Genomic DNA, 26647 nt, shown 5'->3' with positions numbered 1-26647 from the left:
GCATGACCACGGCGAAACCGACTCCGCGCGCCGCGAGCCGCGGGCGGCTGTTCGACTGGAAGCTGCTCATCGGCGTCGCGGTCGTCGGCGGCCTGCTCGTGCTCTCGCTCACGACGGGCGTGTACGACGTCGCGGGGGCCGACGACGGTGCCGAGATGTTCGCCATCACGCGCGTGCCACGCACGATCTCCCTCGTGCTCGCGGGCGCCGCCATGGCGATGAGCGGTCTCGTCATGCAGCTGCTCACCCAGAACCGCTTCGTCGAGCCGACGACGACGGGCACGACCGAGTGGGCGGGCCTCGGGCTGCTCGTTGTCATGATCCTCGTCCCGAACGCGCCGATCCCGCTGCGCATGGTCGGCGCGGTCCTCGCCGCATTCGTCGGCACGATGGTGTTCTTCCTCGTGCTGCGGCGTATCTCCCTGCGCTCCTCGCTCATCGTGCCGATCGTCGGCATCATGCTCGGCGCCGTCGTCGGCGCTGTCTCCACCTACGTCGCGCTCGCGACCGACATGCTCCAGAACCTCGGCGTGTGGTTCGCGGGCAGCTTCACCTCGGTGCTGCGCGGTCAGTACGAGATGCTCTGGCTCGTCGCGCTCGTGTGCGTCGCGGTGTTCGTCGCTGCCGACCGCTTCACGGTCGCGGGGCTCGGGGAGGAGATCGCGACGAACGTCGGCCTCGACTACAACCGCGTCATCCTGCTCGGCACGGCGCTCATCGCGATCGCGACCGGCATCGTCACGGTCGTCGTGGGCAATCTGCCGTTCCTCGGGCTCATCGTCCCGAATATCGTGTCGATGCTGCGCGGCGACGACCTGCGCAGCAATCTGCCGTGGGTCGCGCTGCTCGGCATCGGCATCGTGACACTGTGCGATCTCGTCGGGCGCACGATCATCATGCCGTTCGAGGTGCCCGTCTCGCTCATCCTCGGCATCGTCGGTGCGGTCGTGTTCATCCTGCTCCTCCTGCGGCAGCGTCGTCGTGGCTGAGCGCACGACGAAGCGCGTGACGCCGCCGATCGCGTCCGCGATCGAGCGGAGTTCGGCGCCCCTGCCGACGCGGCGGGCGCGCGTGCGCTACTGGTCGATCATCGGGCTCCTCGGGGTGCTGTCGCTCGCGTTCGCGTTCGGTCTGCTCGCGTGGGACAACCCGCTGCCCTTCGGCACCGACGGGTTCTGGCGCATCGCGTCGCTGCGCGCGACGAGCATCGTCGTGATCGGTGTCGTCGCGGTGTGCCAGTCGCTCGCGACGGTGAGCTTCCAGACCGTGACGAACAACCGCATCGTCACGCCGTCGATCATGGGATTCGAGTCGCTCTACGTGGCCGTGCAGACCTCGTCGGTGTACGTCTTCGGTGTCGCCGGGCTCACGTTCGTCGCGGGCACGGGGCAGTTCGTGCTGCAGATCGCGATCATGGTCGGGTTCGCGATGCTGCTCTACGGCTGGCTCCTGTCCGGCCGCTACGCGAACCTGCAGATCATGCTGCTCATCGGCATCATCATCGGCGGCGGGCTCGGATCGGTCTCGACGTTCATGCAGCGACTGCTCACGCCGAGCGAGTTCGACGTGCTCGCGGCCCGCCTGTTCGGCAATATCTCGCACGCCGACGCGGCCGATCTGCCCGTCGCGATCCCGCTCGTGATCGTCGCCGCGACGCTCCTCGTGTGGCGCGCGAAGCGACTCGACGTGCTGGCGCTCGGGCGTGACGTCAGCATGAGCCTGGGCATCGACCACCGGCGGGAGCTCATGCGCGTGCTGCTGCTCGTCGCGGTGCTCATGGCGGTGTCGACGGCGCTCATCGGGCCGATGACGTTCCTCGGCTTCCTCGTCGCGACGCTCGCCTACCAGTTCGCCGACACGTTCGATCACCGCCGCGTGTTCCTCATGGCCGTGCTCACGTGCTTCACGATCCTGAGCGGCGCGTACTTCGTGCTGCGCAACGTGTTCGCGGCCCAGGGCGTCGTGTCGATCATCATCGAGCTCGTCGGCGGCACCGTGTTCCTCATCGTCATCCTCCGGAAGGGCCGCCTGTGATCAGCATCGAGGACGTCCGCAAGGACTACAGCAGCGAGGTCGCGATCGGGCCGATCGACCTGCGCATCCCGCAGGGCGGGGTGACGGCGCTCGTCGGCCCGAACGGTGCGGGGAAGTCGACGCTGCTGACGATGGTCGGCCGGCTCCTCGGCATCGACGCGGGGACGATCGAGATCGCGGGGCATGACGTGTCGAGGACGCCGTCGAAGGAACTCGCGCGCATCGTGTCGATCCTGCGGCAGGAGAACCACTTCATCACGCGGCTCACGGTGCGTCAGCTCGTCGCGTTCGGGCGCTTCCCGTACTCGAAGGGGCGGCTGACCGCGGCGGACGAGGAGATCGTGAGTCGGGCGATCGACTTCCTCGACCTCGAGGCGCTCGAGGGACGGTTCCTCGATCAGCTCTCGGGCGGGCAGCGGCAGCGCGCGTACGTCGCCATGGTGCTCGCGCAGGACACCGAGTACGTGCTGCTCGACGAGCCGCTCAACAACCTCGACATGCGCCACTCGGTGCAGATGATGCGCCACCTGCGGCGCGCGGCCGAGGAACTGGGGCGCACGATCGTGATCGTGCTGCACGACATCAACTTCGCGGGGCACTACGCGGATCGCATCTGCGCCGTGAAGGACGGCCGCGTCGTGGAGTTCGGGACGCGCGACGAGATCTTCACCGACGAGGTGCTCACGCGCGTGTTCGACACTCCCGTGCAGGTCGTCGACGGGCCGACGGGCCCGCTCGCCGTGTACTACTGAGCTCCGGCGCGTGGCGCGTCGACTACCGGTGCGCCGACGGGACGAGTCGGTCGTTCACGTGCGCTGCGCGAAACTCGTCCGCCGACAGCTCGTCGTGGCGGGCGGCCGCCGTGTCCGCGCGGGCCGACGAGGAGCGCATGCGACGCGCGAGCACCGTGCCGCCGACCACGAGCGTGACGAGCGTGGTCCCGAGACCGAGCATGACCGACAGGAACGGGTCGATGCCGGCGAGGGTGAGGGCGGGGGAGGCCATCGTCGGCACCATCGCGAGGCACGTGGCGAGGGAGATCCCGCGCTGCCACGCGGGTGCGGAGCCTGGGGCGTCTGCTGCGAGGTGCGTCGTCGTCATGTCATCGACGATACGGACGCGGCCCTCGCGGCGAATCGCCCGTCATGACGAGCCCGGGGCACGCGTCTCCCTCCCACGGGGTGGTGTCGAATCACCCACGGGAGGGAGGCGCGAGGGCGCGTCACCTCGGTTCGGGTCGTCCTGCCTCGTCCGACCCGGGCGCGGACGTCGCGTCCATGCTGCAGCCGATTCGCTCGACAGCGCGATGAGCGCGAGGCAGTGCACGGTGTTCCCGAGCAGCGTCGAGTCGAACTCGAGCGGCACGTCGCCCGAGGCGTAACCGATCGCCGAGAGCAGGACACCCGCGGTGAGCAGCACGAGGAGCACGAACCGCGAGCCGCGCGCACCCCCGCGGAGCACGAGCACGGCGAACACGACCTGACTCAGCGCGAGCAGCGAGAGGGCGCCGACGACGACGCCGAGCAGGAGGTCCGACCCCTCGACGTCCGCGAGTTCGGGACGCACCTGGAGCACGACGGCGATGATCGTCGCGATCTCGTAGACGACGCCGCCGATCACCGCGAGGAGGCCGAGGACGATGCTGAGCGGTGCGCGCAGCGCGACCGTGCGCATGCGTTCGTCGGCCTGCGGCGCGAGGTGACGCGGCACCTCGACGGTGCCGAGCTCGAGCACCGGAAGGTCCCCGTCCGTGATGAAACGGTCGCCGCCACCGTTGCGTGAGTGGTAGCCGGTCGTGAAATCGTGCAGCGTGCGCAGCCCGACGGCGGGGTCCGCGGCGCGCACGCCCGAGACGACGAAGTCGCGCTCGACGTCGGTGTTCGCGTCGATGCGGTGGGTGACCTGCAGGGTGAACAGGCTCACGCCGACGTTCGTGTCGTAGGTGCCCGCGCCGAGCCAGTCGGTGCGTGCCCCGCCGGGCAGGAGCCACCCGGGCGGGCAGTGCCAGAACCGCACGTGGTGTCGCTGTTTCGGATCTCCCGCGACCTCCTGCTCGTACGCGACGTCGTGCCGCCGGTTGAAGAGGAACAGGGGCGAGACGGGTGCCGTCGGATAGCTACGGCGGAGGACCGTCGAGACGATGATCCCCCAGGTCGAACGCAGCGTGATCTCGTCGGCACGGTGCCAGCCCGCCTCGAGCATGACGTGGTCGAGCTGCGCGAACGAGCCGTCGACGGCGAGGTTGACGGGATCGCCGAGCAGCCCGTCGCCCGTCCGCGTGCGACCGAAGAAGTAGTCGGGCACGTACAGGTCGCTCAACATGCGGTGGAGCCGCGGCAGCGCGAGGTAGGCGATGATCGCCCACACGGGCACGAGCAGGATCGGGCTGTACCAGTGCCGGAACCCCTGGGTCGCCATGATGACGGCGAGCCAGACCGCGGCCGCCGCCCCGATCATCATCGCGAGGCGGTCGATGATCCGCGCCGGCTCGATCGGCTGCTGCATCTGCAACGGGAATCGCCGCGGGGAGGCGTGCACGGGCGGGCGTTCGGTCACGTCCATCGCCCTCCGATCCCGGTGTACGGCCCCGCGTTGCCCCGGCCGTCGTCGTGGCCCCGCTCGCGGTGACAGGTGGCCGTCGGGTGACGGTGCGCTGTCGGGTGACGGGTCGCTGTCGCGTGACGGTGTCGTCGGGTGACGGGTGGCCGTCAGGGGAACAGGTCGCGACAGGGGACCGCCCGGACTTCGCCTCAGTGTATGGGACCCGGCGGGGTCCCGCCCCGGCGGGCAGCACCGTGCCGGGCAGCACCGTGCCGGGCGCGGCGCACCCGCGGAAAAAGCCGGGTTGTTGCTACCGGGCCCCGGGCCCGGTAGCAACAACCCGGCTTTCTTGCACGGCCGGTCGGCGCCGGTGCACGTGCTCGCGGAGTGGCGCAGCGTGGCCGGGAGGGCACAGGTTCCACGCGGCGGCTCGATGGATCGCGACGCGGTCCAGAACCGGCGCGTCCGAACCCGGCGAAGGGGGCGAAGGGACGCGAGTTTCGCGGATCAGCAGTCTGCAGGCACGGCCGACCCAGCTCGGCTGCGGCTGCGGCCGCGGCCGCGTCCGCGCTTCCGCGCAGTCGGTCGTGCCGTCATGCGTCTGGCCGTTCGTTCGTTCGCGGCGGCGTTCGTCGCGGCGCACGTTCACGATGGAGATTGCCGGCGTGCGACGGTGCCGTCGGCTCGGACCCCTGGGCGAGCTTTTCCGCCGAGGGCGGTGATGGCGTGTGGACAGGAACGATCGCGAGCCCGACGGCGGAGTTGCCGCTCCGGCCCAGGACGCCGTCGCCCGCCCCGCGGCCCGCGGTGAGACGCGCCGACGGGTGCGTTCGTTCTCGAGGGCGTTCCCGTTCGACGATGTCCCCGATCTCATGTCCGTTCACGAGTCCGTTCCGGGGTCGGCCCTGTTCGTCCGTGGGTGGTGGTGGGGTGTGGGTATGAACGAGCACGAGCCCGACGGCACCAACGCCGCACCGGCCCTGGACGCGGATGCCATCTCGCGTCCCGCGGCCTGCGGTGACGCGCGCCGTGACGCGACTTCGTGGTCCAGTCCGCAGCCGCTCGACGGCATCACCGTGCCCGTTTCCGACGCCGCTCTCGGCTCGAGTCGGATTGTCCGTGGGTGGTGATGGGGTGTGGGTATGAACGATCACGAGCCCGACGGCACCGCTGCCGCACCGGCCCCGGCCTCGGATGCCGTCTCGCGTCCCGCGGCCGGCGGTGAAGCGTGCCCGCGGCCGCGTGGTCAGGCGCGGCTCGCGCCGCACGTTGCGTTCATGATGCACCTGCAACATCTCGACGGCATCGGTGCCCACGACGAAGCCTTCGACCTGGCGCTCGACGCGATCCGTGCCGAGGACAAGCTCATCGCGAAAGCCGAAGCGCGCCGCGCCGAGCTGCTCGCGTTCATTCACGAAGCGACCCTCGCAAGTGCTCGGGAGGAGTTTCCCGGGAGCGATGATGCGGTGGTGACGGCGATGCGTGAACGCACCGCCCAGCTCGCGCTCGCGACCAGCCGGCCCGAGCCGGTCGTGTCGCGCGAGCTCGGCGAGAGCCTCATGCTTCGCGACGCGTTCCCCGACACGGAAGGAATGCTCCGCGATGGGCACCTCTCACTCGCCCACGTTCGCGTGATCCTCGCCGAAGGACGACGCCTCCCCGACGACGACGCCCGCAAAGCGTACGAACGGGCCGTGGTGGACGGGGCCTCGCGGGAGACGCCCGCCAGGTTGCGGGCTCGCGCGCGGCGGGCAGCGCAGACGCTCATGCGGGAGAGTCTCGACGAGCGGCACGAGATTGCTCGCGAACAGCGCGGGGTGCGGGTCGTGCACGAGGACGACGGCATGAGCCGACTCGAAGCACACATCCCCACACTCCTCGGCGCGGCAATGCTCGACCGGCTCACCGAACAGGCCAAAGCCCTCACCGGGCCGGACGAACCCCGCACCCACGATCAGATCCGCGCCGACCTGCTGTGCGAACTCGTCCTCACCAGCGACCCCGCCGAGGGGTGCGGGTCACCGCACGGCGCGGCCGGCGGCATCAACGCGCGCGTCGCGATCACCGTCCCGGTGCTCTCACTCCTCGGTGGTGGCGATGACCCTGCACTGCTCGACGGGGTCGTGCCGGTGCCGGTGGAACAGGCGCGGGAACTCGCCTCGCGTGCACCGTCGTTCCTGCGCGTACTGACCGATCCGATCACGGGCGTCGCTCGCGAGAGCGACACGCGCTTCCCGACGGCGGCGCAGCGCGAGTTCCTCCGCGTGCGCGACGGGCACTGCCGCTTCCCTGGCTGCACGCGCCCGGCCAGGCGTTGCGATATCGACCACACCATCGCGGTCACCGACGGCGGCACGTCCTCGCTCGGGAACATGGCGCACCTGTGCCGCCGACACCACACCTTCAAACACGCCACCCGCTGGCGAGTCGAACAGCAGGAGCCGGGGCGGTTGGTGTGGTTCTCACCGAACGGCGATCGCTACTCAGACCGGCCCATCCCTGTCGGGCCCAGGTTCCGACCCTCCTGGGCAGTCGACCACGACGACCACGACGGCCCGACCGACAGCCGCGACGTTCGGGAGCGTCCGGCCGGGTTGGTCTGTGCACTCGATACTCCCGAACGTTCGATCGCACCGACCATCCGGCCAGTCAACGAACCACCACCCACGAACACGGACGACTATCTCGACGCCGAGTCCACTCTCCGGATATCAACGTGCGGGGAATCCGTGGACGCGCGCCCGAGCGCTCAGCGCCGACACGGCACCCACGGGCCACGGCGAAGGCGGGCCCGAGACGACGCCGGAGCCGACGACGGAAACGATCCCGCCCCCTTCTGATCCGAAGGGCCGACTTCCTGACCCGAAGGGCCGACTTCACCCTGCGATCGCTCGTCTGCATTTTGCCCCGTTCGGCCGAAGCGGCACCGGCCCTCGGGCGCCGAATGCCGGCGATACCGAATTACGGCAATGCCGAATTACGGCGATACCGAATCATGGCAAGGAGGCGCGCGCAGCGAGCCCGCACGCCGACGTGGTGTCAGAGTCAGCCGATCGGGTCGAGCCCGCGGGCGACGCGCGAGTCGTTCACGAATGCGAGGTGCAGTGCACGCGGATCGCTCGGCGCGGCGACGGGCTCGTCACCGAGTTCGTCCGGATCGTCGACCGAGAACGCGATGCCGTGCTCCGCGAAACCGTCCCGCAGCTCGCCCCACTCATCGGGATCGCCGAAGGTGACCTGCCATGCAATCGCCTCCGCAAGACTCGCGCCCGGTTCGAGCGCGAACTGGCCCTCCGAATCGAAGCTCACGATCGGCGCCCCCTCGAGGTCACCGTCCCGACCATCGACCCAGTACCCGAAATGCACGCCGTCCTCGGACTTCGCGACCATCACCGCGCGCTCGAGCACGTGCCCGATCGCCGCGATGTTCTCGGCGATATCCGGGTCCGCGAGCTCGGACTCGCTCAGATACGACGTGTCGTTCACATCCTCACCCGGAAGCACGGCGACGACACCCAGATCGTCGAACGGCGACGGTGCGCCGTCGATCGTGCTGCGCACCAGCAACTCCAGATCGACAGGAACGTGGTCGGTCTTCGCGACCTCACGGACGAACTGCTCGTACGTCACCATGGAATCTCCTCCCGGATGCGCTCCCGTGCGGAACACGTGCAGGCTCACCCTACGATCCACCGCCCACACGCACTCGTGAGACGCACTCGTGCCGCTGCGACGGCGCGACGGCGGGACACGACCCCACGGCGGGCGTACGCTGCACGGCATGTCCGACGTACCTACGCCACCACGACGCACGCGCGCACACCACGATCCCGACCCGGAACGACGTGCCGAAGCACTCAAAGAACGCATCTACGTCACGTTCACCTCGCTCGCCGTCGTTCTCGCGCTCGTGCGCAACGCCGAGGAGGGGGCCGTCGAGGCACTCCCATCGATCGCGACGATCGCCCTCACCGCGTTCGGCACCGTCCTCACCGTGTTCGTCGCCGACGTCATCGCGCACATGACCGCCTACAACGCGCTCCCCTCGAAGTCCGTCGTCACGCACATGGCGCAGGTCAGCTTCGGCGCGCTCACGGTCGTCATCGCCCCGATCCTCATGCTCGCACTCTCGCTCGCGGGCGTCCTCGAGCTGACGACCGCACTCGCCGTCGGCAGCCGCATCCTCATCATCACCCTCGGCGTCGTGACCTTCATCACCGTGCGTCGCCTCCGCGTCCCCGGCTGGCAGAAGCTGCTCGCCCTCGTGACGACCGTCGCGCTCGGCCTCCTGGTCCTCGTCGTCGAACTCGCGATCCACCACTGAGCGGTGCGATCGACCGGGCCTCGGGTGGGGAATAGGCCGGAAGCCACCGCCTCGAGGCAGTTGCGGGCGGATCAGCGGACCGGCGGACGTCGGCTCGAGGAGTCGGTTGTCGAGAGGTGAGCGGCCGAGGTGGGCGGGGCCGAGGGGGTGAGCGGCCGAGGGGTGGGTGGCCGAGAGGTGATTGACCCGGGGGTCAGCAATCAGGAGATCGTCGACCGAGCGGCGAGCCGGCAAGAGGTGAGTGGTCGCGAGGGCGGGTGGCCGAGGGGTGACCGACCGGGAGGTGCGCGATCAGGAGATCGTCGACCGAGCGGCGAGCCATCGCGGGGTCAACGACCAGGACGTCAGCGACGCTCCTCGGAACGTGCCCGGCGCAGCGACGGCCGACGTGCCGCGGCCCCCTTGGACTGCCGCCTGATCGCGCCCGGCGTCGTCGCGTCACCGGCCACACGGCGCGTCGTCCCGGGGCGGGGCGTCGACGCCCTCGCCGCCTTCACACGTGGGCAACCGCCACCGAACGCTCCGACTCGGCTCGCGAGCGGCACCGCGACGCGACGCACCGTGCGCTGCGCCGGTGTGAACGCCACGGTCGCGAAGCTCGCGACGAGCGCGACGAGGAACGCCGCCGCCGGCGCACCGCCGAGCGCCGCGAGCATGTGCGTGGGGAGCGCGTGCAGGTGCCCCACCACGACGACGACGCCTCCGAGTGACGGAGCCGAGTTCGAGAGGAACTCGCTCGCCCCGAGCGCGATCGGCGCCGCGAGCACGCCGAGTCCGGTCGGCAGCATCGAGGAACCGACACGTGCCGCCGAGGCGACGAATGCCCACTGCGCGGACCGCGCGAACGCGAGCACGACGGCGTCGACCGGGCCGGCCTCGTTCCAGTGGAGTCCGAAGAGCGAGACCGAAGCGACCGCGCCCGCGACCGCACCGAGTGCGGCCGCCGAACGCAGCCGCAGCGACGCCGCGACGACGAGCAACGGGATCGCGCCGAGCCAGGCCGCGAACCAGACCGGCTCGAGCCCATAGGCGAGCGCGAGCATGGCACCGCTGCACGCGGCCACGACGAGACGCGGCCACGCGACAGGACCGACCGCACGCTCGTCGCGGCGGGATTCGTGGTCTGCCGTCGCGATCAACACGTCTCCGGGACAGAGGTCATGCGCGCCAGCGTAGCGCTGCGGCACCCACCTCATCAGCCCAGGAAACACGTGGCGCTCGCGCACGGGGTAGCCGGGTGTCGCCGCCACGGAATCCCGGCCCGACCCGGCCCAGGTACGCGCCCTGTGGTCACCCTGCGAGGCGTCGCGACCCGGTGCGATGCGGACCGGGTGCTCAGACCGCATGCCCGGACCGGATGCTCGGGCCCGATGCTCGGACCGGGTGCTCAGGCCGGATGCTCGGGCCGGAACCTCGGACTGGGTACGTGCGCCGGATGCTTGGGCCGGATGCTCGGTCCGGATGCCCGAACCGCATGCCCGGAGCGGGTGCCGCTTCAGATGAGCGTCACCTCGCCCTTCGGGCCGTCGACGGTGAGCCGCAGCGTGACCCCGTCACCCGTCTTGAACCGGATGTCCGAACCGAACGCGGTGGCCGCCTCCGCGGCCGACCACACATCGGGCACGGTCGCCGTGAACGAGCGCACCTCGAGCTCCGGGCCGGTCGTCAGACCCGGCTGCGGCGTCTCGCCCCAATCGATGAGGAACGGCAGATACGCCGGCAGTGCCGCACGCGAGCGCGTGAGTCGCCACTCGAGCAGCGTGCCCTGCTCGGTCCGACGCGACAGCGGCTCGACAGGCCCCGGGTCGTGCGACGAGGTCGCCGCCTGGGCCGCCTGCGCCTCGATGTCGCGCGGATGGATCGCGTACGCGACGACCCGCGGCTCGGTGAGCGTCGCGATGCCGAACGTCTCTGGCAGTTCGTTGCCCTCGCGGTCGGGATCGGGGCCGATGATCTCGAGGTACTGCGTGCCCCGCGCCCCGTCACGCGTCAGCGCGATGAGCGCGTTCGCCGTGCCGCCCGGATGGCGCCCACCGCGTTCCGCGCGCACACCCGTGAGCCGGTGCACGTGGTCGATTGCGGCCTCGAGATCGGGCCCGGCGAGCACGACGTGGTCGAGCAGACTCGGGACGCTCACGACGCGCTCCGACGCTTCGGCACCTGCGGCTCGCCGAGCGAGAGCATGAGGCGATTCGCCCAGTTGAAGAACGCCGAGCCCGCGATCACGTCGGCGATCTCGACGTCGTCGAGTCCCTGCTCACGCAGCGCCCGGATCTGCTCGGTGCCGAAACCGCTCGGCGTCTCGGTGAGCGCGACCGACGCCGCGACGACCGCGTCCCAGCGCGGATCGAGCGTCGCCGTCACGCCCTCGTCGAGCAGACGCTGCACGTCCTCGCCACGATCCGAGTTCTGTGTCGCGAAACGCGAGTGGACGGACGCGCAGAACACGCATCCGTTGAGCCTCGACGTGGCCGTCGCCGCGAGCTCGCGTTCCGCCCGCGGGGCGCCGCCCTCGGTGTTGTAGAAGATGTCGTTGTCGGTGCGCGTGCGGGCGAGCAGGATCTCGGGATCCCTCGCGAGCAGGGCGAAGTACGGCATGTCGGCGCGGGCCCGGTCGACGACCGCCTCCCAGTGCCGGTCGGTGAACTCGCTCTTCGGGAGCGGTTCGAGCCAGGGCGACCAGCCGAGCGAGTCCTGCGTGAACCGCTCGGGGCGTTCGAGGTCGGGGTGCTGCACGGTGTGCTCGGTCACGAGTCGCTCCTCGGGGTCGCGGTTCCGGTCGGGGCGGTGGCCCCGGATTCGACGAGGTCGGCCTGCAGTGCGCCGAGGCCGATCACGAGGCGCAGCTGGAAGCTGACGAACGCGATGAGCTGCGAGATCGTCACGATGCCCGTCGTCGACCAGCCCGCGTCGAGCAGCCGGTCGAGGGCCGCCGCCGATGCCTCGCGGGGCCGGAACACGAGCAGGTGGGCGTGCTCGATCGCCGACGCGAGGCGCGCGCCGAGCAGCTGACGGGTCGCGGCGTCGATCGTGAGCCGCAGCCCGTCGGTCGACTCCTCGGCGAGCCCGACCTCGGCGTAGGCACCGAACGGGCCCGTCGTGGCACTCGTCGCGACGAGCGCGTCGACGACCTCCGCCTGGCTCTCGGCACCCGCGTCGACGGCAGCCGCTCGATACCAGTCGGTCAGCAGCGGCTCGCGCGAGACACCCGTCACGAACTGTGCGACGAGTGCGCGTTCGGCGAGCGATGCCTCGCTCGCGTCGACCGGTTCGAACAGCGCCTCGTAGCTGCGCTGCGCGTTCTCGCGCGCCGCCGGCCGCGCCGCGCGGATCGCGTCGAGCGGATCGCCGGGCAGGATGGCGAGGACCTCGTCGATGACGTCGTCTGACACGTACGCACTCCTTCCGATGGCGCGCGGTCGAGGGCGTGACGCGCCCGGACCACGGCTGCCGTGCGGCTCGAACCTACAAGCGCGATGCCGCCGCGTTCCGCTCCGTGACGTCATATGAAGCGCGGCGGGGTGCTGCGCGCTCAGGCGTCGGCGACCTCGAGCCCACGCCGCACGGCGGCCTCGGCGAGGAACACGGCGGGGCGCAGCATGAGTCGCGGATCGGCCTCCCGCAGCAGTCTCGTCGCGACCGCCACATCGGTCACGTGTGCGCCGTTCGGGCAGCCGAGCACGCGTCGCGCCCACGCGAGCGCCGGTGCCGGCGGTTGGCCCGAATCGGGCAGCTTGCCGCCGAAGAGTTCCTGGAGCCTGAGCCGCGGATCCTCCCGATCGCCGAACAGCACCGCGTGCCACCGTGCCTGCATCCGAATCACCGCCTTCCCTCGAAGGTAACGATCGGCTCACGAATCGCGCCTCCCCCGTCCGGGGGAGATGGCGCGGCGCGCGGCTCCGTCCCTGGTCGCACTCGAGGGACGGGGGATGGGCCGGTGGGCGGGTCTCGGCGGAAGCCCGGTGGCGGCGCTGGGGCGGCTGTGTGCTCGGGCGGCTGTGTGCTCGGGCGGTGGCGCGCTCGGGCGACGGCGCACTCGGGCGGTGGCGCGCTCAAGCGACGGCGCACTCGGGCGCCCATGCGCTCAAGCGACGGCGCGCTCAGGCGGTCGCCGGGCCCTCGGCGTCGGCACCGCGCCAGCCGAGGCGCGGCGCGACCTCGGTCGCGATGAGCTCGATCGAGCGCAGCACGAGCTCGTGCGCCGGGTCGACCGAGTGCACCTGGAACGAGAGCTGCGTCGCGCGCGGCAGGAGCGTGTCGGCCGCGAGCGACGCCACGACGGTGTCGACATAGCCGACGTGCACGTCGAGTCGACGAAGCAGCTCGTCGCGGGGGAGGTCGTCGACCGCGTCCCCGACGATCGAACGGGCGAGCGGTGAACGACGGTAGCGTTCCTCGGCGAGCGCGCGGGCGGCCTCGCCGTCGTCGGCGACGTACACGCTCCGTGCCACGGACACGCGCCGCTCGGCACCCGCAGGCAGCGCCGCCTCGTACGCGTCGACGATCGGGTGCTGGACGTCCCAGAGCGGCAACTCGGGGTCGCCCTCGGGCCGCGGCTGCGTGCGCGAGAGCTGCAGTCCGAGCCCGAGCTCGCCCGCGCGGACGGCGAGCGGTGCCGAGAACGTCGCGAACCACACGCGCTCCGCGAGTCCGTGCGCGGGCGGGTAGAGGTGGTTGCCCCCGCCGAGGTCGTCGCCGCCGAGCGCCGCGAACAGCGCCGCGATCTTCGCGTCGAACACGGGGTGCCGATCGGCGAAGACCGCGCCGAACGGCGGGAACGATGCGGGTGTGCCGCCGGAGCTGAACCCGAGCTGCAGCCGTCCGCCCGAGAGCGCATCGAGCACCGAGGCGTCCTCCGCGACGCGGATCGGATCCTCGAGCCCGAGCGTGATGACACCGGTGCCGAGCGTGATCGTGCTCGTGTGCGCCGCCGCGTGCGCGAGGAACACGAGCGGCGAGGGCAGTCCGCCCTCGTTCCCGTGGAAGTGGTGCTGCGCCACCCACGCGCTGTCGAACCCGAAGCGCTCGGCGTGGCGGATCTGCTCCGTCGCGAGCCGGTAGCGCTCGGCGGGCTCGGCATCGTCGAGCAGTCGCGTGAAGAAGGCGAGATCGGGCACGGTTCGGGGCCTCCGGTGGGTGGGGATTCGGTGGAGCGGGGACGGCGCCGGTCCCGAGCGGGGGACCCGCGCACGCGGATGTGGGTCGGGTGAGGGAAGCGGGTCAGATGAGGAAGGTGCCGGTCTCGGCCGCACGGCGGCCGGGGATCGCGGCGATGAGTCGCTGCGTGTACTCGTCCTGCGGGGCGTCGAACACCTCGGCCGTGGGGCCGGCCTCGACGACCGCGCCCTGGCGCATGACCGACACGGTGTGCGAGACGAGCCGTACGACCGCGAGGTCGTGCGAGATGAACAGGTAGCTGACGCCCGTCGAGCGCTGCAGTTCCCCGAGCAGCTCGAGGATCTGCGCCTGCACGGTCACGTCGAGCGCCGAGACGGCCTCGTCGAGCACGACGATGCTCGGGTCGAGCACGAGCGCGCGCGCGATCGCGACGCGCTGGCGCTGCCCGCCCGACAGCTCGCGCGGGCGGCGCGTGAGCATCGAGCTCGGCAGCGCGACGCGGTCGAGGATGCCCTCGACGCGCTTTCGCCGCTCGGCCGCCGACGAGACGCCGAAGTTGCGCAGCGGCTCCGCGACGATCTGCTCGATCGTCTGTCGCGGGTCGAGCGAGCTGTACGGGTTCTGGTACACCATCTGCACCGAGCGGCGCAGCTCGCGCAGCCCACGACCGCGGAGCGACGTGATGTCCTTGCCGAGGATCTCGACCGAGCCCGACGTCGGTCGCTGGAATCCGAGCACGATGCGCGCCGTCGTCGTCTTGCCCGAGCCGGACTCGCCGACGATCGCGTGCGTCGTCCCCGCGGGGATCTCGAACGACACGTCGTCGACGGCCCGCAGCGGCGAACGCTTCGGCCCGAACTCCTGCACGAGCGAGCGCGCGACGACGACGGGCGCCGCCTCGGGGTCCCTCGGCGCGTCGGGCCCCACGATCTCCTCCGTCTCGCGCGCCCGGATCGTCGCGATCGCGGGCGCGTCGTGCAGGAGGCGCGTCGTGTACTCGCTCGTCGGGTGCAGCAGGACGTGCACCGTCTCACCGCGTTCCTGCACCGTGCCGTCCTTCAGCACGAGCAGCTCGTCGGCCCGGTCGGCGGCGACCGCGAGGTCGTGCGTCACCATGAGGACGGCCGTGCCTGACTCGCGTCGCAGTTCGTCGATGAGGTCGAGGATCGTCTTCTGCACGGTCACGTCGAGCGCACTCGTCGCCTCGTCCGCGATGAGCAGGCGCGGCTGCAGCGCGATCGCCGAGGCGATGAGCACGCGCTGCTTCATGCCGCCCGAGAGTTGGTGCGGGTACTGCTTCGCGCGCAGCTCGGGGTCGGGGATGCCGACGCGATCGAGCAGTTCGAGCACGCGCGCGCGACGCGCCTCGCGGTCCTTCCACTTGTGCACGCGCAGCACCTCGGCGACGCTCTCGCCGATCTTCTTCACGGGGTTGAGCGAGTTGTTCGGGTCCTGCGGGATCCAGCCGATCGTCTCGCCGCGGATCGTCTGGAACCGCTTGTCGGTCCAGCCCGTCACGTCGGTCCCGTCGATGCGGACGCTGCCGCCCGTGATGCTGCCGTTCGAGGCGAGCAGTCCCGTCGCCGCCTGCGCGGTCGTGGTCTTGCCCGAGCCGGATTCGCCGACGACCGCGAGCACCTTGCCCGCTTCGAGCTCGAGCGAGACGCCGCGTACGACGTCGATGCGTTCGCCGCCCGTGAGGTATCCGACGCGCAGGTCGTCGATCGTGAGCACTGCGGTCATTCGATCCGCCCCTTCTTCGCGATGGCCGCGCTGATGCGGTTGGCGCTCATCACGACGAGCACGACCACGAGGCCGGGCAGGAGCGTGAGCCACCAGGACGTCGCCACGTAGTCGCGGCCCTCGGCGATCATGAGCCCCCACTCGGGGGTCGGCGGCGGTGCACCGTACCCGAGGAACCCGAGCGTCGAGATCGCGAGCACGGCCGTCCCGAACTGGAGCGCGGCGAGTGCGAACACGGCCGTGAGCGAGTTCGGGAGGACGTGCCGCGCGAGCACCGGGAAGAACCGGCCGCCGCTCGCGAACGCCGCCTCGACGTAGTCGGTGCCGCGCACGCGCACGACCTCGGAGCGGGAGAGGCGCGCGAACGCCGCGACCGAGGTGATCCCGACCGCGAACGCCGCCTGGGTCGTGCCGAAGCCGAGGATGATGATGATCGAGAGCGACAGCAGCAGCGACGGCACGGCGAGCAGCACGTCGACGATGCGCATGAGCACGTCGTCGATGATGCCCCGCAGCGAGCCCGCGAGCACACCGATCGCGGTGCCGAGCACGAAGCCGACCGAGACGGCGAGCAGTGCGCCCGAGAGCGAGTGGATCGCGCCGTGGACGACGCGCGAGAACATGTCGCGCCCCGTCACGTCGGTGCCGAACAGGTGTTCCGCGCTCGGCGGTTGCAGCGCCGGGCCGGAGCCCGCGATGGGGTCGTAGGGCGCGAACAGGCCCGGCAGGAACGCCCACGCGACGACGACCACGAGCACGAGGTACGAGAGGACGAGCGTCGGCCTGAGCTTCCGCAGGCGTTCGAGCACCGTCGGGCGCACGCGGGTCTTCACCGCGGCCCCGCCGTCGACGGGGTCGCCTGCCGGCTTCGTGTCGGGTGCGATGGTCATGCGCGCCTCCCCTGCGTGCGGGCGAGCCGGGGGTCGAGGACGGGGTACAGCAGGTCGACCACGAGGTTGATGGCGACGAACGCGAACGCCGAGACGATCACGACCGCCTGCAGCACGGGTGTGTCCTGGTTCGTGACCGCCTGCTCGGTGATGCGGCCGATCCCGGAGCGGCCGAAGACCGTCTCGGTCACGACGGCGCCCGCGATGAGTTCACCGAACAGCACGCCGGCCATCGTGAGCGTCGGGAGCATCGCGTTCTTCGCGACGTTGCGGCTGAGGATCCACCACGGGCTCGCACCCTTCGCGCGAACGACCGCGATGAACGGCTGCGCGCGCACCTCGTCGATCGAACGGATGAGGATCTGTGCGAGCGGTGCCGAGATCGGCACGGCGAGCGTCAGGACGGGCAGGATGAGCCCCTCGATCGGCCCGGGATTGATGACCGGCACGAGGCGAAGCTGGAACGAGAACACCTGGATGAGCACGATCGCGAGCCAGAACACGGGCACCGCGATGAACAGCGACGGCAGCGCGCGGATGAACTCGGCGACCTTCGCGAACGCGGGCAGGCTCGCGAGCAGCGCGACGAGCACGGCGAGCACGACGGCCGCGATGAAGCCGAGCACGGCGAGCAGCAGCGTGTTCGGCAGCACCGCGCCGAGCAGCTGCTTGACGGGTGTGCCGTTCTGGATCGAGTAGCCGAAGTCGCCGCCGAGGAACCCGAACAGCGTGTGCACGTACTGCGTGAGCAGTGGCGTGTCGGCGCCGTAGCTCTCCCGGAGCGCGGCGATCTGCTCCTGCGAGAGCCCGAGCTCGGGGTTCTCGAACTTGATCATGATCGCGTCCCCCGGCATCGCCTGCAGGAGGACGAACGCCGCGGTGAACGCGACGAGCAGCACGATCAGCGCCTGGCCGATGCGGCCGAGGACGTATCTCATCGAATGGGGTCCAATCGGGCGGATGAGGGGTGGCGGTTCACGGGAACGGGCACGCGGCTGCGGGCCGGTCGGTGACCGGCCCGCAGCCGCGTGGGTCGGCTATCGGTCGAGCCAGACCTGCGAGAAGATCGGCCGCGCGATCGACTCGGTCTGGAAGCCGTGCACGTAGTCGGCCTGGCCGTACACCTGCGGCTCCTCGAACAGCGGGATCTGGTAGGCCTGCTCCGCGAGGTACGTCTGCACGGCCTGGCTCGCGGCGATGCGCGCGTCGGGGGCCGGCGTCGAGGCGACGGCGAGCAGCAGTTCCTCGAGCTTCGGGTCGACGATCTCGCCCGTCTTGTTGTTCTTGTTGAGCAGCACGTTGCGGTTCGACGAGTAGAACTGGCTCTTGATGACGTCGAGGTCCGTGCGGCCGACCATCGAGTGGTAGATCTGCACTTGGTCGGCGTCGAGGATCGCCTCCGCGTACGTGCCCGCGTCGGCCTTCAGGATCTGCAGGTCGACACCGATCTCGGCGAGCTGCTGGCTGATGAGCGTGAGTGCCTCGAAGGAGCGCGGCTGCGGCGCGGCCTCGTTGACGACGAGGGTCAGCTTCTGGCCGTCCTTCGCACGGATGCCGTCGGCACCCGGGACCCAACCGGCCTCGTCGAGGAGGCTCTTCGCCTTGGCCTGGTCGTACGCGAAGTACTCCTCGGTGTTGACGTAGCCGGGCGCCGACGAGCTCAGGACCGACGTCGCGAGCGGGTAGTTCGCGCTGTAGATCGTGTCGATGACGGCCTGGCGGTCGATGCCCGCCGTGATCGCCTGGCGGACGCGGATGTCGCTGAGCTTCTCGTTGCCGATGCGCAGGCTGAGGCCGTTGTTCACGCCCTTCGTCTGGGCGGCGAGGATCGAGTAGCCGGGAACCTCGACCTGTGCCTCGTCCTGCGCCTCGACGTTGCGGACGATGTCGGCCTGGCCGGAGACGAGTGCGCCGACGCGGACGCTGTCCTCGGGCGTCACGGTGATCGTGATGCCGTCGAGGTACGGGCGGCCCTGGTTCTCCCAACTCGGCGGTGCCCACGCGTAGTCCTCGCGTGCCGCGAGGTCGACGCGCGTGCCGATCTCCTCACCCGAGATCGTGAACGGGCCGGAGCCGATGATGTTCTGCGAGTTGCCGGGGCCGAAGCCCTCGAACGAGAGGTCGAGGGTCGCGTCCGAGACGAGGCCGGAGTTGATCGTCGACGTCGCCTGCAGGAAGCCGGGCGCGGGTGCCGTGAAGAAGAACTTCACCGTGTCGGCGTCGACGACCTCGCTGCGCTCGTAGTTGTTGATCGCCTCCGAGACGGGCAGCGCGCGGTCCGGGTCGCCGAGACCGTACAGGTCGAAGTTCTTCGCGACGACGTCCGCGTCGAGCGGCGTGCCGTCCGAGAACGTCACGTCGCTGCGGAGGTTGAACGTGTACTCCGTCGCGTCGTCGTTGCTCTCCCAGTCGGTCGCGATCCACGGCTCGAACTCGAGCGTCTCGGGGTTCTGGTACACGAGGCGGTCCGTGATGTTGTTCACGATGCCGCCGTTGGGGTAGAAGCCGCCCGACGGCGGGTAGAGGCTCGTGTGCGGCTGGTGCTCGAGGTAGTTGAGCGTGCCACCGGTCTGGGGCTCGGTCGCGCCGCCCCCGCCGGTCTGCCCCGCGGAGCAGCCCGCGAGGAGCAGGGCGGAGCTGACCGCGACCGCGATCAACGCGCGCGTGCTTCTGGAACGTGACATGTGCGACTCTCCTGGAGACGTGTCGGGCCGGGACGCGCGTGCGGGGCGCGCGTGCGACCGGGGCCGGACCGATGGGACGGTGTGCCTCGACCGTACGGTCCGAGTCGTGCGGCGACGGAATTCGTGACGGATTATGAAGCGACACGCCGTCGGCGGCGCTCGCGGGCCGCCGATCGCGGGCCGCATGTGACGTCCGCGCCGACCACGTGACGTGTCCGGCCGGTCAGGCACCCCACGAGCAGTGCGTGCTGCCGAGGTCCGCGGTCGACACGACGACCTCGCCGTCGACCTCGATCTCGCACCAGTACAGGAGGTCGTCCGGGACGACCGTGGAGCCCGTCGACGTGTCGGGGTCGACGGTGACGTCCACACTGATCCCGTAGTCGGCGCCGAGCCCGAGGAAGTCGCCGCCCGTCCGGGGCGCCGTGACGGAGCCGGAGCTCGTCCACGGGAGCGTCGTGACGGCCGAGCTCGAGTCGGCCGTCCAGGGGAGCTGGGCGGTCACGACGCTCGGCACCCGCTTCGTGGTCCAGTCGACACCGACCGTCACCTGCACGTCGAACGTGCGTTCGTCCTCGAGCAGGATCGTGCCCCACACGAACGGGTTCACGACGCCGAGCAGCATGCCCGCCACGGCGAGGACGGCGCCGCTCGCCGCGATCGCGCGCGGCCGGTGGGCGTCGCGGACGACGGCGTGCACCCCTATCACGACGCCCGTGAAGCCGAGGACGAGCGCGGCGGCGCCGATGTGGGGGAGGAGGCCCACGGCGAGCGCGACCGCCCCGAACGCGAGCGCGATCCAGGCGAGCGTCGAGGCACGCGCGGGGTGGGGCGGTGATGCGGAATCGGATGGGGCCGGGCCGGGCGATGCGGATGCGGACGCGGGCGCGGGCGATGCGGGTGCGGGCGATGCGGGTGCGGGGGAGGCGGACGTGGGTGATCCCACGTCGCGCGATGACGGCGGTTGCGACTCGTCCCGTGACGCGTCCCGCGGCGGGGTCGCGGCGAGCTCGGCGCCTTCGCTCATTCCCGCCCCTCCCGGTTTCGCGTCCGCGGCGATCCCGACGCCGGGTGCGGTGTCGGACGTGACGGCTACGGTTCCCGCATGCTGCAGACCATCGCTGTGTCAGGGTACCGATCCCTCGTGGATCTCGCGCTGCCCATCGGGCGGCTCACGGTCGTGACCGGTGCGAACGGTGCGGGCAAGTCGAACCTGTATCGGGCCGTGCGCCTGCTCGCGGCCGCGGGGAGCGGCCGCGCGGCGAGCGAGCTCATCGCCTCGGGCGGCCTCGACTCCGTGTTGTGGGCGGGGCCCGAGTCCCCGTCCGGCGCCGGCGCCCAGGGCACGCGCCGCACGCGGCCGGTGTCGCTCCTGCTCGGCGCGGCGACCGACGAGCTCGGCTACCTCGTCGATCTCGGGCTCCCGGTGCCCAACAGCGAGAGCCTCTTCGGTCGCGATGCGGAACTCAAGCGCGAACAGGTGTTCGCGGGGCCCGTCGCGAAGCCTGCGTCGCTCGTCGTCGACCGCGCGGGGCGAACGGTGCGGGTTCGTGACCGGACGTGGCGCACGGTCGAGCAGTGGCTCGCACCCGACGAGGGGCTGCTCACCGATCTGGCCGACGCCGAGGCCGGGCTCGAGCTGCTGGGCGTGCGCCGCATGCTGCGATCGTGGCGGTTCTACGACTCGTTCCGCGCCGACGCCGGCGCTCCGGCGCGGCGACCGCGGCCGGGCACGCGCAGCCACGTGCTCGCCGACGACGGGCACGATCTCGCAGCGGTCTGGCGCACGATCCAGGAGGCGGGCGGCGGCGCCGCGCTCGACCGCGAGGTCGACCGCGCCTTCCCCGGCACGCGCGTCGAGGTTGTCGCGAACGACGGCGTCTTCGCGCTCCGGGTGCGACAGCCCGGCCTGCTCCGGCCGCTCGGTGCCGAGGAGCTCTCGGACGGGACGCTGCGCTACCTCCTGTTGTGCGCTGCACTCCTGTCGACGCGGCCGGCCCCGTTCATCGTGCTCAACGAGCCGGAGTCGAGCCTGCACCCCGAGCTGCTCGAGCCGCTCGCTGCGCTCGTCGCGGCCGCGTGCGCGGACAGCCAGGTCATGGTGGTGACGCACGCCGAACGGCTCGCGGCGGCGCTCGTTGCGCAGGGCGGTGACCGGTACGAGCTCGTGAACCGCGGCGCGGGAACGCACGTCGAGGGGTGGGGGCCGCTCGACGGGCCGCCGTGGCACTGGGGGCACCGGTGACCCGGCACACTCGCCCGCCCCCGTGACGGCCGGGACCACGCGACATCCCGGATCAATAGGCTTGGGGAACACCCCCGGATGGGAGACACGATGCGTTTCATCGCCAGCGCCGATTGGCAGCTGGGCATGACGGCCCACTTCCTCGACGACGACGCCCGCGCCCGATATCAACGAGCCAGACTCGACGCGATCGTCCGCATCGGCGAGGTGGCGGACGAGCACGGTGCCGCGTTCGTGCTCGTGTGCGGCGACGTGTTCGAGTCGAACCAGCTCGACCGCGCGATCCTCGCGCGCACCTTCGAGGCCCTGCGCGCCGTGCACGTCCCCGTCGTGCTGCTGCCCGGCAACCACGATCCGCTCGACGCCTCGTCCATCTACGACGCCGACGCGTTCACGCAGCGGGTGCCCGAGCACGTGCGGGTCCTGCGGGACTCGACGCCGCTCGAGGTCGTCCCGGGCGTCGAGGTCGTGGGCGCGCCGTGGTTCTCCAAGCGGCCCGCGGGTGACCTCGTCGCGGCCGCGTGCGCACCGCTCGAAGCGGCACCGGACGGGATCGTCCGAGTGATCGCCGGGCACGGCGCGGTCAGCACGCTCGCGCCCGATCGCGACTCGGTCGCGACGATCGACGTCGACGCGCTCCGCCGGGTCGTCTCGGACGGTCGTGCGAGCTTCGTGGTGCTCGGCGACCGTCACTCGACGACCGAGGTCGACGAGCGCATCCGGTACCCCGGTACCCCCGAGGTCACGGCCCGGCGCGAGGAGGACCCGGGCAACGTGCTCGTCGTCGACCTCGACGGCGACGCCGTCACCATCGAGCCCGTGCACGTCGGCCGGTGGCGGTTCACGACGGTCGAGGCCCGTCTCGACTCGGCCGACGACGTCGACGCGCTCGAACGTCGCCTCGACGAGCTGTCCGACAAGGACCGCACGGCCGTCTGGCTCGCACTCGGTGGGACGCTGTCGACCGCCGCGGCCGCGCGACTCGATGCGATGCTCGACGAGAAGCGCGAGGTGTTCGCGCGGCTCGAACACTGGGCGCGCCACACCGATCTCGTCGTCGTCCCCGACGGGCACGACTTCGCCGATCTCGAACTCGGCGGCTTCGCGCGCGCCGCGCTCGACGAACTCGTGGAGCGCGCCGCCCGGGAGGGCGACGACGCGGCGGCCGCGGGCGATGCGCTCGGACTGCTCTACCGGCTCGCGGGAGGTGCCCGATGAGATTCGTCCGCATCACGCTGCGCGACTTCCGCGGCGTCACGGATTCGACCATCACGTTCGGCGAGGGGGTCACGGTCGTCGCCGGGCCCAACGAGGTGGGCAAGTCGTCCGTCGCGGAGGCGATCAGGCTCCTGCGCAGGTTCAAGTCGAGCTCGCGTCGACAGGACATCGTCGACGTCCAGCCCCTCGGCCGCGACACCGGACCCTTCGTCGAACTCGAATTGCGCACGGGGCCGTACCACCTCGTCTACCGCAAGCGATGGCTGCGCTCGCCCCTGACCGAACTCGAGGTGCGCACGCCGCACGAGAAACCGCGCTCGGGCGACGAGGCCCACGAGCGGTTCAACGCGATCCTCGCCGAGACGGTCGACCTCGACCTGCTCGATGCGCTCGACGTGGTGCAGGGCACCTCCCTCGAGCGCCCCGACCTCGCGCGGGTCTCGGCACTGCACCGGGCCCTCGACGACACGAGCGGCGCGTTCGACGGCCACGACGAGCTCGTCGCACGCGTCGACACGGAATTCGAGCAGTACTTCACGCCGACGGGCAAACCCGGCGTCCGCTTCGCACGCATCCTGGCCGCACGCGACGAGGCCGTTCGCACGGTCGAGGCGCTCGAGGCGGACAGTGCCGAACTCGATCGACTCGTCGAGGAGCACGCACGCGCGTCCGGGCTCCTCGATGACCTCGCCGTTCGACTCGCGGCGGCGAAGGCCGATGCCGCGGAACTCGACGAGCGCTCGAGCGCGATCGACGAACTCGAACGGCAGGCCGAGCGTTCCGCGGCGGGCGTCACGGATGCCGAGCGCGTCCGCGACGCGGCCGTCTCGGCGCGTGACGACCGGCGCCTGCTGCGCGACGAACTCGCCGAGCGCGGCGAGCGGCTCACCGAGCTCGGCGAACAGGTCGAGCTGCTCGACGAGGCGCGGGCACGCGCCGAGCAGGCGCTCGGGGCGGCGGGTGACGAGCGGGCCCGTCTGGAGGACGAACTCACGAGTGCCGTCGACGAGGCGGACGAGGCAGCCACGCACCTCCGGCTGCAGCGCGAGCGCGCCGAGCACGAGGAGCTCGGCGCGCGCGTGGCCCGGGCCCACGAGCTCGACGCCTCGCGTCGGGCGGCCGCGGCCCGGACGAACGAGGCGACGGTCGACGACGAGGCGCTCGAACGCCTCGTCGAACTCGAGACCGTCCTGCGCGTCGCGGAGAGCGCGCGGGCCGCCGCGACCGCCCGGGTCGTCGTCGAGCCGATCGGCACGCGCTCCGTGACCGTCGACGGCAGGCGCATCCGCGGTGGCGAGCCATTCGAGGCAGAGGTGCACGACACGCTTCGGGTCGAGCTCGCTGAGGTGCTGACGGTCGAGGTCCACCCCGGTACACCGCCGGCCGAACTCGAACGCGCCGTGACGGCTGCGCGCGGGGCGCGTGCCGACGCCCTGCGTGAACTCGACGTCGATTCCGTCGACTCGGCGCGACGCGTCGCCGAACACCGACGCCGCTCCGAGGCGGAGCAGCGCCGCCTCGCCGGGGAGTTGACGGCCGTGCTGCGGGGTAACGATCTGAACGACCTCGAAGAGCGGCTCGCCGTGCTCGAGGCTCGTCGTCCCGCGTCGGCGGTCGAGGACGCCGGCCCGACCGCGCACGCGACGGCCATCGCCCTGCTCGAGACCGCCGCCGACGAGGCGCGCACTCGCGCCGACGAGGCGCGCTCGGCGGTCGATCGCGTGCGTGAGGCGGTCGACGCGAAGCGGACGACGGCCGACGGCGCACGCGAGGCCTGGGTGCGGGGGAGCGAGGCACTGCGAAACGGCGAGGGCGAACGCGATCGCATCGCGGAGCGACTCGATCGGGCCCGCCTCGAGCGGGACGACGAGGCGCTCGACGCCGAGGTCGACGCGGCCGAGCGCGTGCTCGGGGAGCGACGAGAGCAACTCGCCACCGACCGCGCGGCGCTCGACGCGGCCGATGCGGAGACGCTCCGCATCCGCCGGACGAACGCGCACGAGCTCGTGACGAGCACGACGAACGATCTGGCGAAGACGCGCTCCACCGTCGATCGGCTCGCGTCGCTCGTCGACGATCGTGCGGCGAGCGGCATCTACGATCGCATGACCGATGCGCGTGCCGCACTCGACGCGGCGACCGAGACGGCCGAGCGCACGGAGCGTGCCGCGACCGCCGTGAAGACCCTGCGCGAGGCGCTGCGACGGCATCGCGACGAGGCGCAGCAGAAGTACGTGGCGCCGTTCACGGAGCGCATCGAGCGGCTCGGGCGCGTCGTGTTCGGTTCGGACTTCGCGGTGACGGTGAGTCCCGAGCTCGTGATCGAGTCGCGCACCCTCGCGGGCCGCACGGTGCCGTTCGAATCGCTCTCGGCGGGCGCGCGCGAGCAGCTCGCACTGCTGGGCAGGCTCGCGTGCGCGCAGCTCGTCGACCCGGGGGAGGGCGCGCCCGTCGTGCTCGACGACACGCTCGGCTTCGCCGACCCCGAGCGTCTGCGCTCGCTCGGCGCGGTGCTCGGCGATGTCGGCCGCACGGCCCAGGTCGTGCTCCTGACGTGCCAACCGTCACGCTTCGACGGCCTCGGCGGCGCCGAGATCGTCCGCCTCCCCCAGCCCTGACCCCTCAGCCCAGGCCCTCGCCCTCCGTGTTCCGGGCGAAAACCGGGGTTCCGGGGCACCCGGAACCCCGAGAACCGCCCGGAATCCGGGTGGGCCGAAGGGTAGGCGGGGCGGGGTACGGACGGGGCGGGGCGGTCAGGGGAGGAGCAGTGGGGCGAGGTTCTCGGTCCACACGTCGTACGCGAGCTTGATCGAGAGCGCGCCGACGACGATGAGGAAGGCGATGCGGATGAACGTCGTGCCCTTCGCGATCGCCATGCGCGAGCCGAGGTAGCTGCCCGCCATGTTCGCCGCCGCGAGGCACAGCCCGAGTCGCCACTGCACGGCGCCCGTCGGGATGAAGAGCAGCAGCGCGCCGAGGTTCGTCGAGAAGTTCACGATCTTCGCCTTCGCGCTCGCCTGCAGGAAGTCGTAGCCGAGGATGCTGACGATCGCGATGACGAGGAACGTCCCCGTGCCGGGGCCGATGAGTCCGTCGTAGAAGCCGATCGCCGCGCCGATCGCTCCCGCCCCGACGTAGTGCCGGCGGTCGTCGAAGCGCAGCTCGGTCTCCTGCCCCATGCTCGGCTTCGCGAGCGTGAAGATCGCGACCGCGACGAGCGCGACGATGATGATGGGCTTGAAGACGCTCGCGGGAAGCAGTGTGGCGACCATCGCCCCGCCGAAACTGCCGCACAGTGCGACGACCGCCATCGGGATCGCGGTCCGCAGATCGGGTTTCGCGCGCCGGTAGAACGTGATCGCGCTCGTCGTCGTCCCGGCGATCGACCCGAGCTTGTTCGTCGCGAGCGCCTGCACGGGTGAGAGGCCGGGGACGAGCAGGAGCGCCGGGAGCTGGAGCAGTCCGCCACCGCCGACGACCGCATCGATCCAGCCGGCCGCGAGCCCGGCGAGCACGACGAGCACGAACACCGTCCACGTCATGCCTGCGATACCCATGATGCCGGCATCGGCGGCTTCGATCATGACGACTCCTCCATGCGGCGCAGCTGCGTACCGTCGGCCGTGAGCCTACTCGCGGTGGGGCACGGCCGGGTCACCGGCCTTCCGGTCGGGCGGCTCGTCGGTCGCCGCGCTGCACCGGATCGCCGGCAAGGTGAACGAGCGAGCCGCCGTGCCTCGCGGTACAGCTCGGCTTGGGTGCAGCTCGGCTCGGGCGCAGATCGGCCAGGGTGCCGAGCGAGTCGAGGCCCGACCGGGTCGCATGCCGGTCGGCACGGGTGACGATCGGC

The 26647-nt window shown here is 71.3% G+C and carries 24 protein-coding genes; 9 read left to right on the top strand and 15 right to left on the bottom strand.

Annotated features, from left to right (window positions below; translation table 11 throughout):
* Positions 1-2 precede the first annotated feature (2 nt).
* The 3 genes from HNR16_RS14165 to HNR16_RS14155 are packed head-to-tail and all read left to right on the top strand — an operon-like array spanning position 3 to position 2786.
* Positions 3-989: an ABC transporter permease gene (locus tag HNR16_RS14165; RefSeq protein ID WP_158041392.1), complete on the top strand. Its 987-nt coding sequence runs from the start codon at positions 3-5 to the stop codon at positions 987-989.
* Positions 982-2034 (top strand): iron chelate uptake ABC transporter family permease subunit, encoded by a 1053-nt coding sequence (locus tag HNR16_RS14160; protein WP_377700741.1) that lies wholly within the window; start codon positions 982-984, stop codon positions 2032-2034. Before HNR16_RS14165 ends, HNR16_RS14160 begins: the two co-directional genes overlap by 8 nt.
* On the top strand, positions 2031-2786 hold the full coding sequence (locus HNR16_RS14155) for an iron ABC transporter ATP-binding protein (RefSeq protein ID WP_158041393.1): 756 nt from the start codon (positions 2031-2033) through the stop codon (positions 2784-2786). The genes HNR16_RS14160 and HNR16_RS14155 overlap by 4 nt, the downstream gene beginning before the upstream one ends.
* A gap of 22 nt (positions 2787-2808) precedes the next feature.
* Here the strand turns inward: HNR16_RS14155 and HNR16_RS14150 are convergent, their stop codons facing one another.
* Positions 2809-3135, bottom strand: coding sequence for a hypothetical protein (locus HNR16_RS14150; RefSeq protein WP_158041394.1), 327 nt, complete (start codon positions 3133-3135; stop codon positions 2809-2811).
* Between the two features lie 42 nt (positions 3136-3177).
* Positions 3178-4590, bottom strand: a complete 1413-nt coding sequence (locus HNR16_RS14145) for an LssY C-terminal domain-containing protein (protein ID WP_225737930.1) — start codon at positions 4588-4590, stop codon at positions 3178-3180.
* A 923-nt stretch (positions 4591-5513) separates the two neighbouring features.
* On the opposite strand from HNR16_RS14145, the gene HNR16_RS14140 reads away from it, so the two are divergent.
* Both HNR16_RS14140 and HNR16_RS14135 read left to right on the top strand, forming a co-directional pair.
* A complete protein-coding gene (locus HNR16_RS14140) occupies positions 5514-5705 on the top strand; it encodes a hypothetical protein (RefSeq protein WP_179558269.1) in 192 nt (63 codons plus the stop codon).
* Between the two features lie 12 nt (positions 5706-5717).
* Complete coding sequence (locus HNR16_RS14135; RefSeq protein WP_158041396.1) at positions 5718-7415, top strand: HNH endonuclease signature motif containing protein; 1698 nt, start codon at positions 5718-5720, stop codon at positions 7413-7415.
* Between the two features lie 205 nt (positions 7416-7620).
* Here HNR16_RS14135 and HNR16_RS14130 read toward each other — a convergent pair whose 3' ends face one another.
* Positions 7621-8208 carry a hypothetical protein gene (locus HNR16_RS14130; protein ID WP_158041397.1) on the bottom strand — a complete coding sequence of 196 codons (588 nt, stop codon included), beginning with the start codon at positions 8206-8208 and terminating at the stop codon, positions 7621-7623.
* A 148-nt stretch (positions 8209-8356) separates the two neighbouring features.
* Between HNR16_RS14130 and HNR16_RS14125 the strand changes: the two genes are divergently transcribed.
* Positions 8357-8899 (top strand): hypothetical protein, encoded by a 543-nt coding sequence (locus tag HNR16_RS14125; protein WP_158041398.1) that lies wholly within the window; start codon positions 8357-8359, stop codon positions 8897-8899.
* Between the two features lie 344 nt (positions 8900-9243).
* On the opposite strand, the gene HNR16_RS14120 is transcribed toward HNR16_RS14125, so the two are convergent.
* The 11 genes from HNR16_RS14120 to HNR16_RS14070 all read right to left on the bottom strand — a co-directional run bounded on the left by HNR16_RS14120 (position 9244) and on the right by HNR16_RS14070 (position 20361).
* The gene (locus tag HNR16_RS14120; RefSeq protein ID WP_158041399.1) at positions 9244-10038 is read right to left on the bottom strand and encodes a hypothetical protein; all 795 of its coding nucleotides are present in this window, start codon (positions 10036-10038) and stop codon (positions 9244-9246) included.
* Between the two features lie 356 nt (positions 10039-10394).
* The gene (locus tag HNR16_RS14115; protein ID WP_158041400.1) at positions 10395-11036 is read right to left on the bottom strand and encodes a VOC family protein; all 642 of its coding nucleotides are present in this window, start codon (positions 11034-11036) and stop codon (positions 10395-10397) included.
* Complete coding sequence (locus tag HNR16_RS14110; protein ID WP_158041401.1) at positions 11033-11650, bottom strand: alkylhydroperoxidase domain protein; 618 nt, start codon at positions 11648-11650, stop codon at positions 11033-11035. The genes HNR16_RS14115 and HNR16_RS14110 overlap by 4 nt, the downstream gene beginning before the upstream one ends.
* Positions 11647-12291, bottom strand: coding sequence for a CMD domain protein (locus tag HNR16_RS14105; RefSeq protein ID WP_225737931.1), 645 nt, complete (start codon positions 12289-12291; stop codon positions 11647-11649). The genes HNR16_RS14110 and HNR16_RS14105 overlap by 4 nt, the downstream gene beginning before the upstream one ends.
* 140 nt (positions 12292-12431) lie before the next feature.
* Complete coding sequence (locus tag HNR16_RS14100; protein WP_158041403.1) at positions 12432-12713, bottom strand: hypothetical protein; 282 nt, start codon at positions 12711-12713, stop codon at positions 12432-12434.
* 286 nt (positions 12714-12999) lie between these two features.
* Positions 13000-14016 carry a putative FMN-dependent luciferase-like monooxygenase gene (locus tag HNR16_RS14095; protein WP_158041404.1) on the bottom strand — a complete coding sequence of 339 codons (1017 nt, stop codon included), beginning with the start codon at positions 14014-14016 and terminating at the stop codon, positions 13000-13002.
* A 103-nt stretch (positions 14017-14119) separates the two neighbouring features.
* Complete coding sequence (locus HNR16_RS14090; protein WP_158041405.1) at positions 14120-15760, bottom strand: dipeptide ABC transporter ATP-binding protein; 1641 nt, start codon at positions 15758-15760, stop codon at positions 14120-14122.
* Entirely contained in the window at positions 15757-16650 is an 894-nt protein-coding gene (locus HNR16_RS14085) for an ABC transporter permease (protein ID WP_158041406.1), read from the bottom strand. Before HNR16_RS14085 ends, HNR16_RS14090 begins: the two co-directional genes overlap by 4 nt.
* Positions 16647-17588 carry an ABC transporter permease gene (locus HNR16_RS14080; RefSeq protein ID WP_158041407.1) on the bottom strand — a complete coding sequence of 314 codons (942 nt, stop codon included), beginning with the start codon at positions 17586-17588 and terminating at the stop codon, positions 16647-16649. The genes HNR16_RS14085 and HNR16_RS14080 overlap by 4 nt, the downstream gene beginning before the upstream one ends.
* Positions 17589-17687: 99 nt before the next feature.
* Positions 17688-19334 carry a TIGR04028 family ABC transporter substrate-binding protein gene (locus HNR16_RS14075; protein ID WP_158041408.1) on the bottom strand — a complete coding sequence of 549 codons (1647 nt, stop codon included), beginning with the start codon at positions 19332-19334 and terminating at the stop codon, positions 17688-17690.
* A 223-nt stretch (positions 19335-19557) separates the two neighbouring features.
* Positions 19558-20361 (bottom strand): hypothetical protein, encoded by an 804-nt coding sequence (locus HNR16_RS14070; protein WP_158041409.1) that lies wholly within the window; start codon positions 20359-20361, stop codon positions 19558-19560.
* A gap of 78 nt (positions 20362-20439) precedes the next feature.
* Here HNR16_RS14070 and HNR16_RS14065 point away from each other — a divergent pair, with 78 nt between their 5' ends.
* The 3 genes from HNR16_RS14065 to HNR16_RS14055 all read left to right on the top strand — a co-directional run bounded on the left by HNR16_RS14065 (position 20440) and on the right by HNR16_RS14055 (position 25415).
* Positions 20440-21579 carry an AAA family ATPase gene (locus HNR16_RS14065; RefSeq protein ID WP_158041410.1) on the top strand — a complete coding sequence of 380 codons (1140 nt, stop codon included), beginning with the start codon at positions 20440-20442 and terminating at the stop codon, positions 21577-21579.
* A gap of 90 nt (positions 21580-21669) precedes the next feature.
* The gene (locus HNR16_RS14060; RefSeq protein WP_158041411.1) at positions 21670-22797 is read left to right on the top strand and encodes a metallophosphoesterase family protein; all 1128 of its coding nucleotides are present in this window, start codon (positions 21670-21672) and stop codon (positions 22795-22797) included.
* A complete protein-coding gene (locus HNR16_RS14055) occupies positions 22794-25415 on the top strand; it encodes an AAA family ATPase (protein WP_158041412.1) in 2622 nt (873 codons plus the stop codon). Before HNR16_RS14060 ends, HNR16_RS14055 begins: the two co-directional genes overlap by 4 nt.
* 135 nt (positions 25416-25550) lie before the next feature.
* Here HNR16_RS14055 and HNR16_RS14050 read toward each other — a convergent pair whose 3' ends face one another.
* Complete coding sequence (locus HNR16_RS14050; RefSeq protein ID WP_218868703.1) at positions 25551-26354, bottom strand: TSUP family transporter; 804 nt, start codon at positions 26352-26354, stop codon at positions 25551-25553.
* Between the last annotated feature and the right edge of the window lie 293 nt (positions 26355-26647).

The sequence above is a fragment of the Pseudoclavibacter chungangensis genome, assembly GCF_013410545.1.
Classification (GTDB): domain Bacteria; phylum Actinomycetota; class Actinomycetes; order Actinomycetales; family Microbacteriaceae; genus Pseudoclavibacter; species Pseudoclavibacter chungangensis.
The sequence above is the reverse complement of the archived record's forward strand: the minus strand, read 5'-3'. Positions and strand labels throughout refer to the sequence as shown.

What these genes read in the sequence shown, in the direction of transcription:
- HNR16_RS14165 (WP_158041392.1), top strand. Translation starts at nt 3, where the DNA reads ATGACCACGGCGAAACCGACTCCGCGCGCCGCGAGCCGCGGGCGGCTG.
- HNR16_RS14150 (WP_158041394.1), bottom strand. Translation starts at nt 3,135, where the DNA reads ATGACGACGACGCACCTCGCAGCAGACGCCCCAGGCTCCGCACCCGCG.
- HNR16_RS14140 (WP_179558269.1), top strand. Translation starts at nt 5,514, where the DNA reads ATGAACGAGCACGAGCCCGACGGCACCAACGCCGCACCGGCCCTGGAC.
- HNR16_RS14135 (WP_158041396.1), top strand. Translation starts at nt 5,718, where the DNA reads ATGAACGATCACGAGCCCGACGGCACCGCTGCCGCACCGGCCCCGGCC.
- HNR16_RS14130 (WP_158041397.1), bottom strand. Translation starts at nt 8,208, where the DNA reads ATGGTGACGTACGAGCAGTTCGTCCGTGAGGTCGCGAAGACCGACCAC.
- HNR16_RS14125 (WP_158041398.1), top strand. Translation starts at nt 8,357, where the DNA reads ATGTCCGACGTACCTACGCCACCACGACGCACGCGCGCACACCACGAT.
- HNR16_RS14100 (WP_158041403.1), bottom strand. Translation starts at nt 12,713, where the DNA reads ATGCAGGCACGGTGGCACGCGGTGCTGTTCGGCGATCGGGAGGATCCG.
- HNR16_RS14090 (WP_158041405.1), bottom strand. Translation starts at nt 15,760, where the DNA reads ATGACCGCAGTGCTCACGATCGACGACCTGCGCGTCGGATACCTCACG.
- HNR16_RS14085 (WP_158041406.1), bottom strand. Translation starts at nt 16,650, where the DNA reads ATGACCATCGCACCCGACACGAAGCCGGCAGGCGACCCCGTCGACGGC.
- HNR16_RS14080 (WP_158041407.1), bottom strand. Translation starts at nt 17,588, where the DNA reads ATGAGATACGTCCTCGGCCGCATCGGCCAGGCGCTGATCGTGCTGCTC.
- HNR16_RS14075 (WP_158041408.1), bottom strand. Translation starts at nt 19,334, where the DNA reads ATGTCACGTTCCAGAAGCACGCGCGCGTTGATCGCGGTCGCGGTCAGC.
- HNR16_RS14070 (WP_158041409.1), bottom strand. Translation starts at nt 20,361, where the DNA reads ATGAGCGAAGGCGCCGAGCTCGCCGCGACCCCGCCGCGGGACGCGTCA.
- HNR16_RS14065 (WP_158041410.1), top strand. Translation starts at nt 20,440, where the DNA reads ATGCTGCAGACCATCGCTGTGTCAGGGTACCGATCCCTCGTGGATCTC.
- HNR16_RS14060 (WP_158041411.1), top strand. Translation starts at nt 21,670, where the DNA reads ATGCGTTTCATCGCCAGCGCCGATTGGCAGCTGGGCATGACGGCCCAC.
- HNR16_RS14055 (WP_158041412.1), top strand. Translation starts at nt 22,794, where the DNA reads ATGAGATTCGTCCGCATCACGCTGCGCGACTTCCGCGGCGTCACGGAT.
- HNR16_RS14050 (WP_218868703.1), bottom strand. Translation starts at nt 26,354, where the DNA reads ATGGGTATCGCAGGCATGACGTGGACGGTGTTCGTGCTCGTCGTGCTC.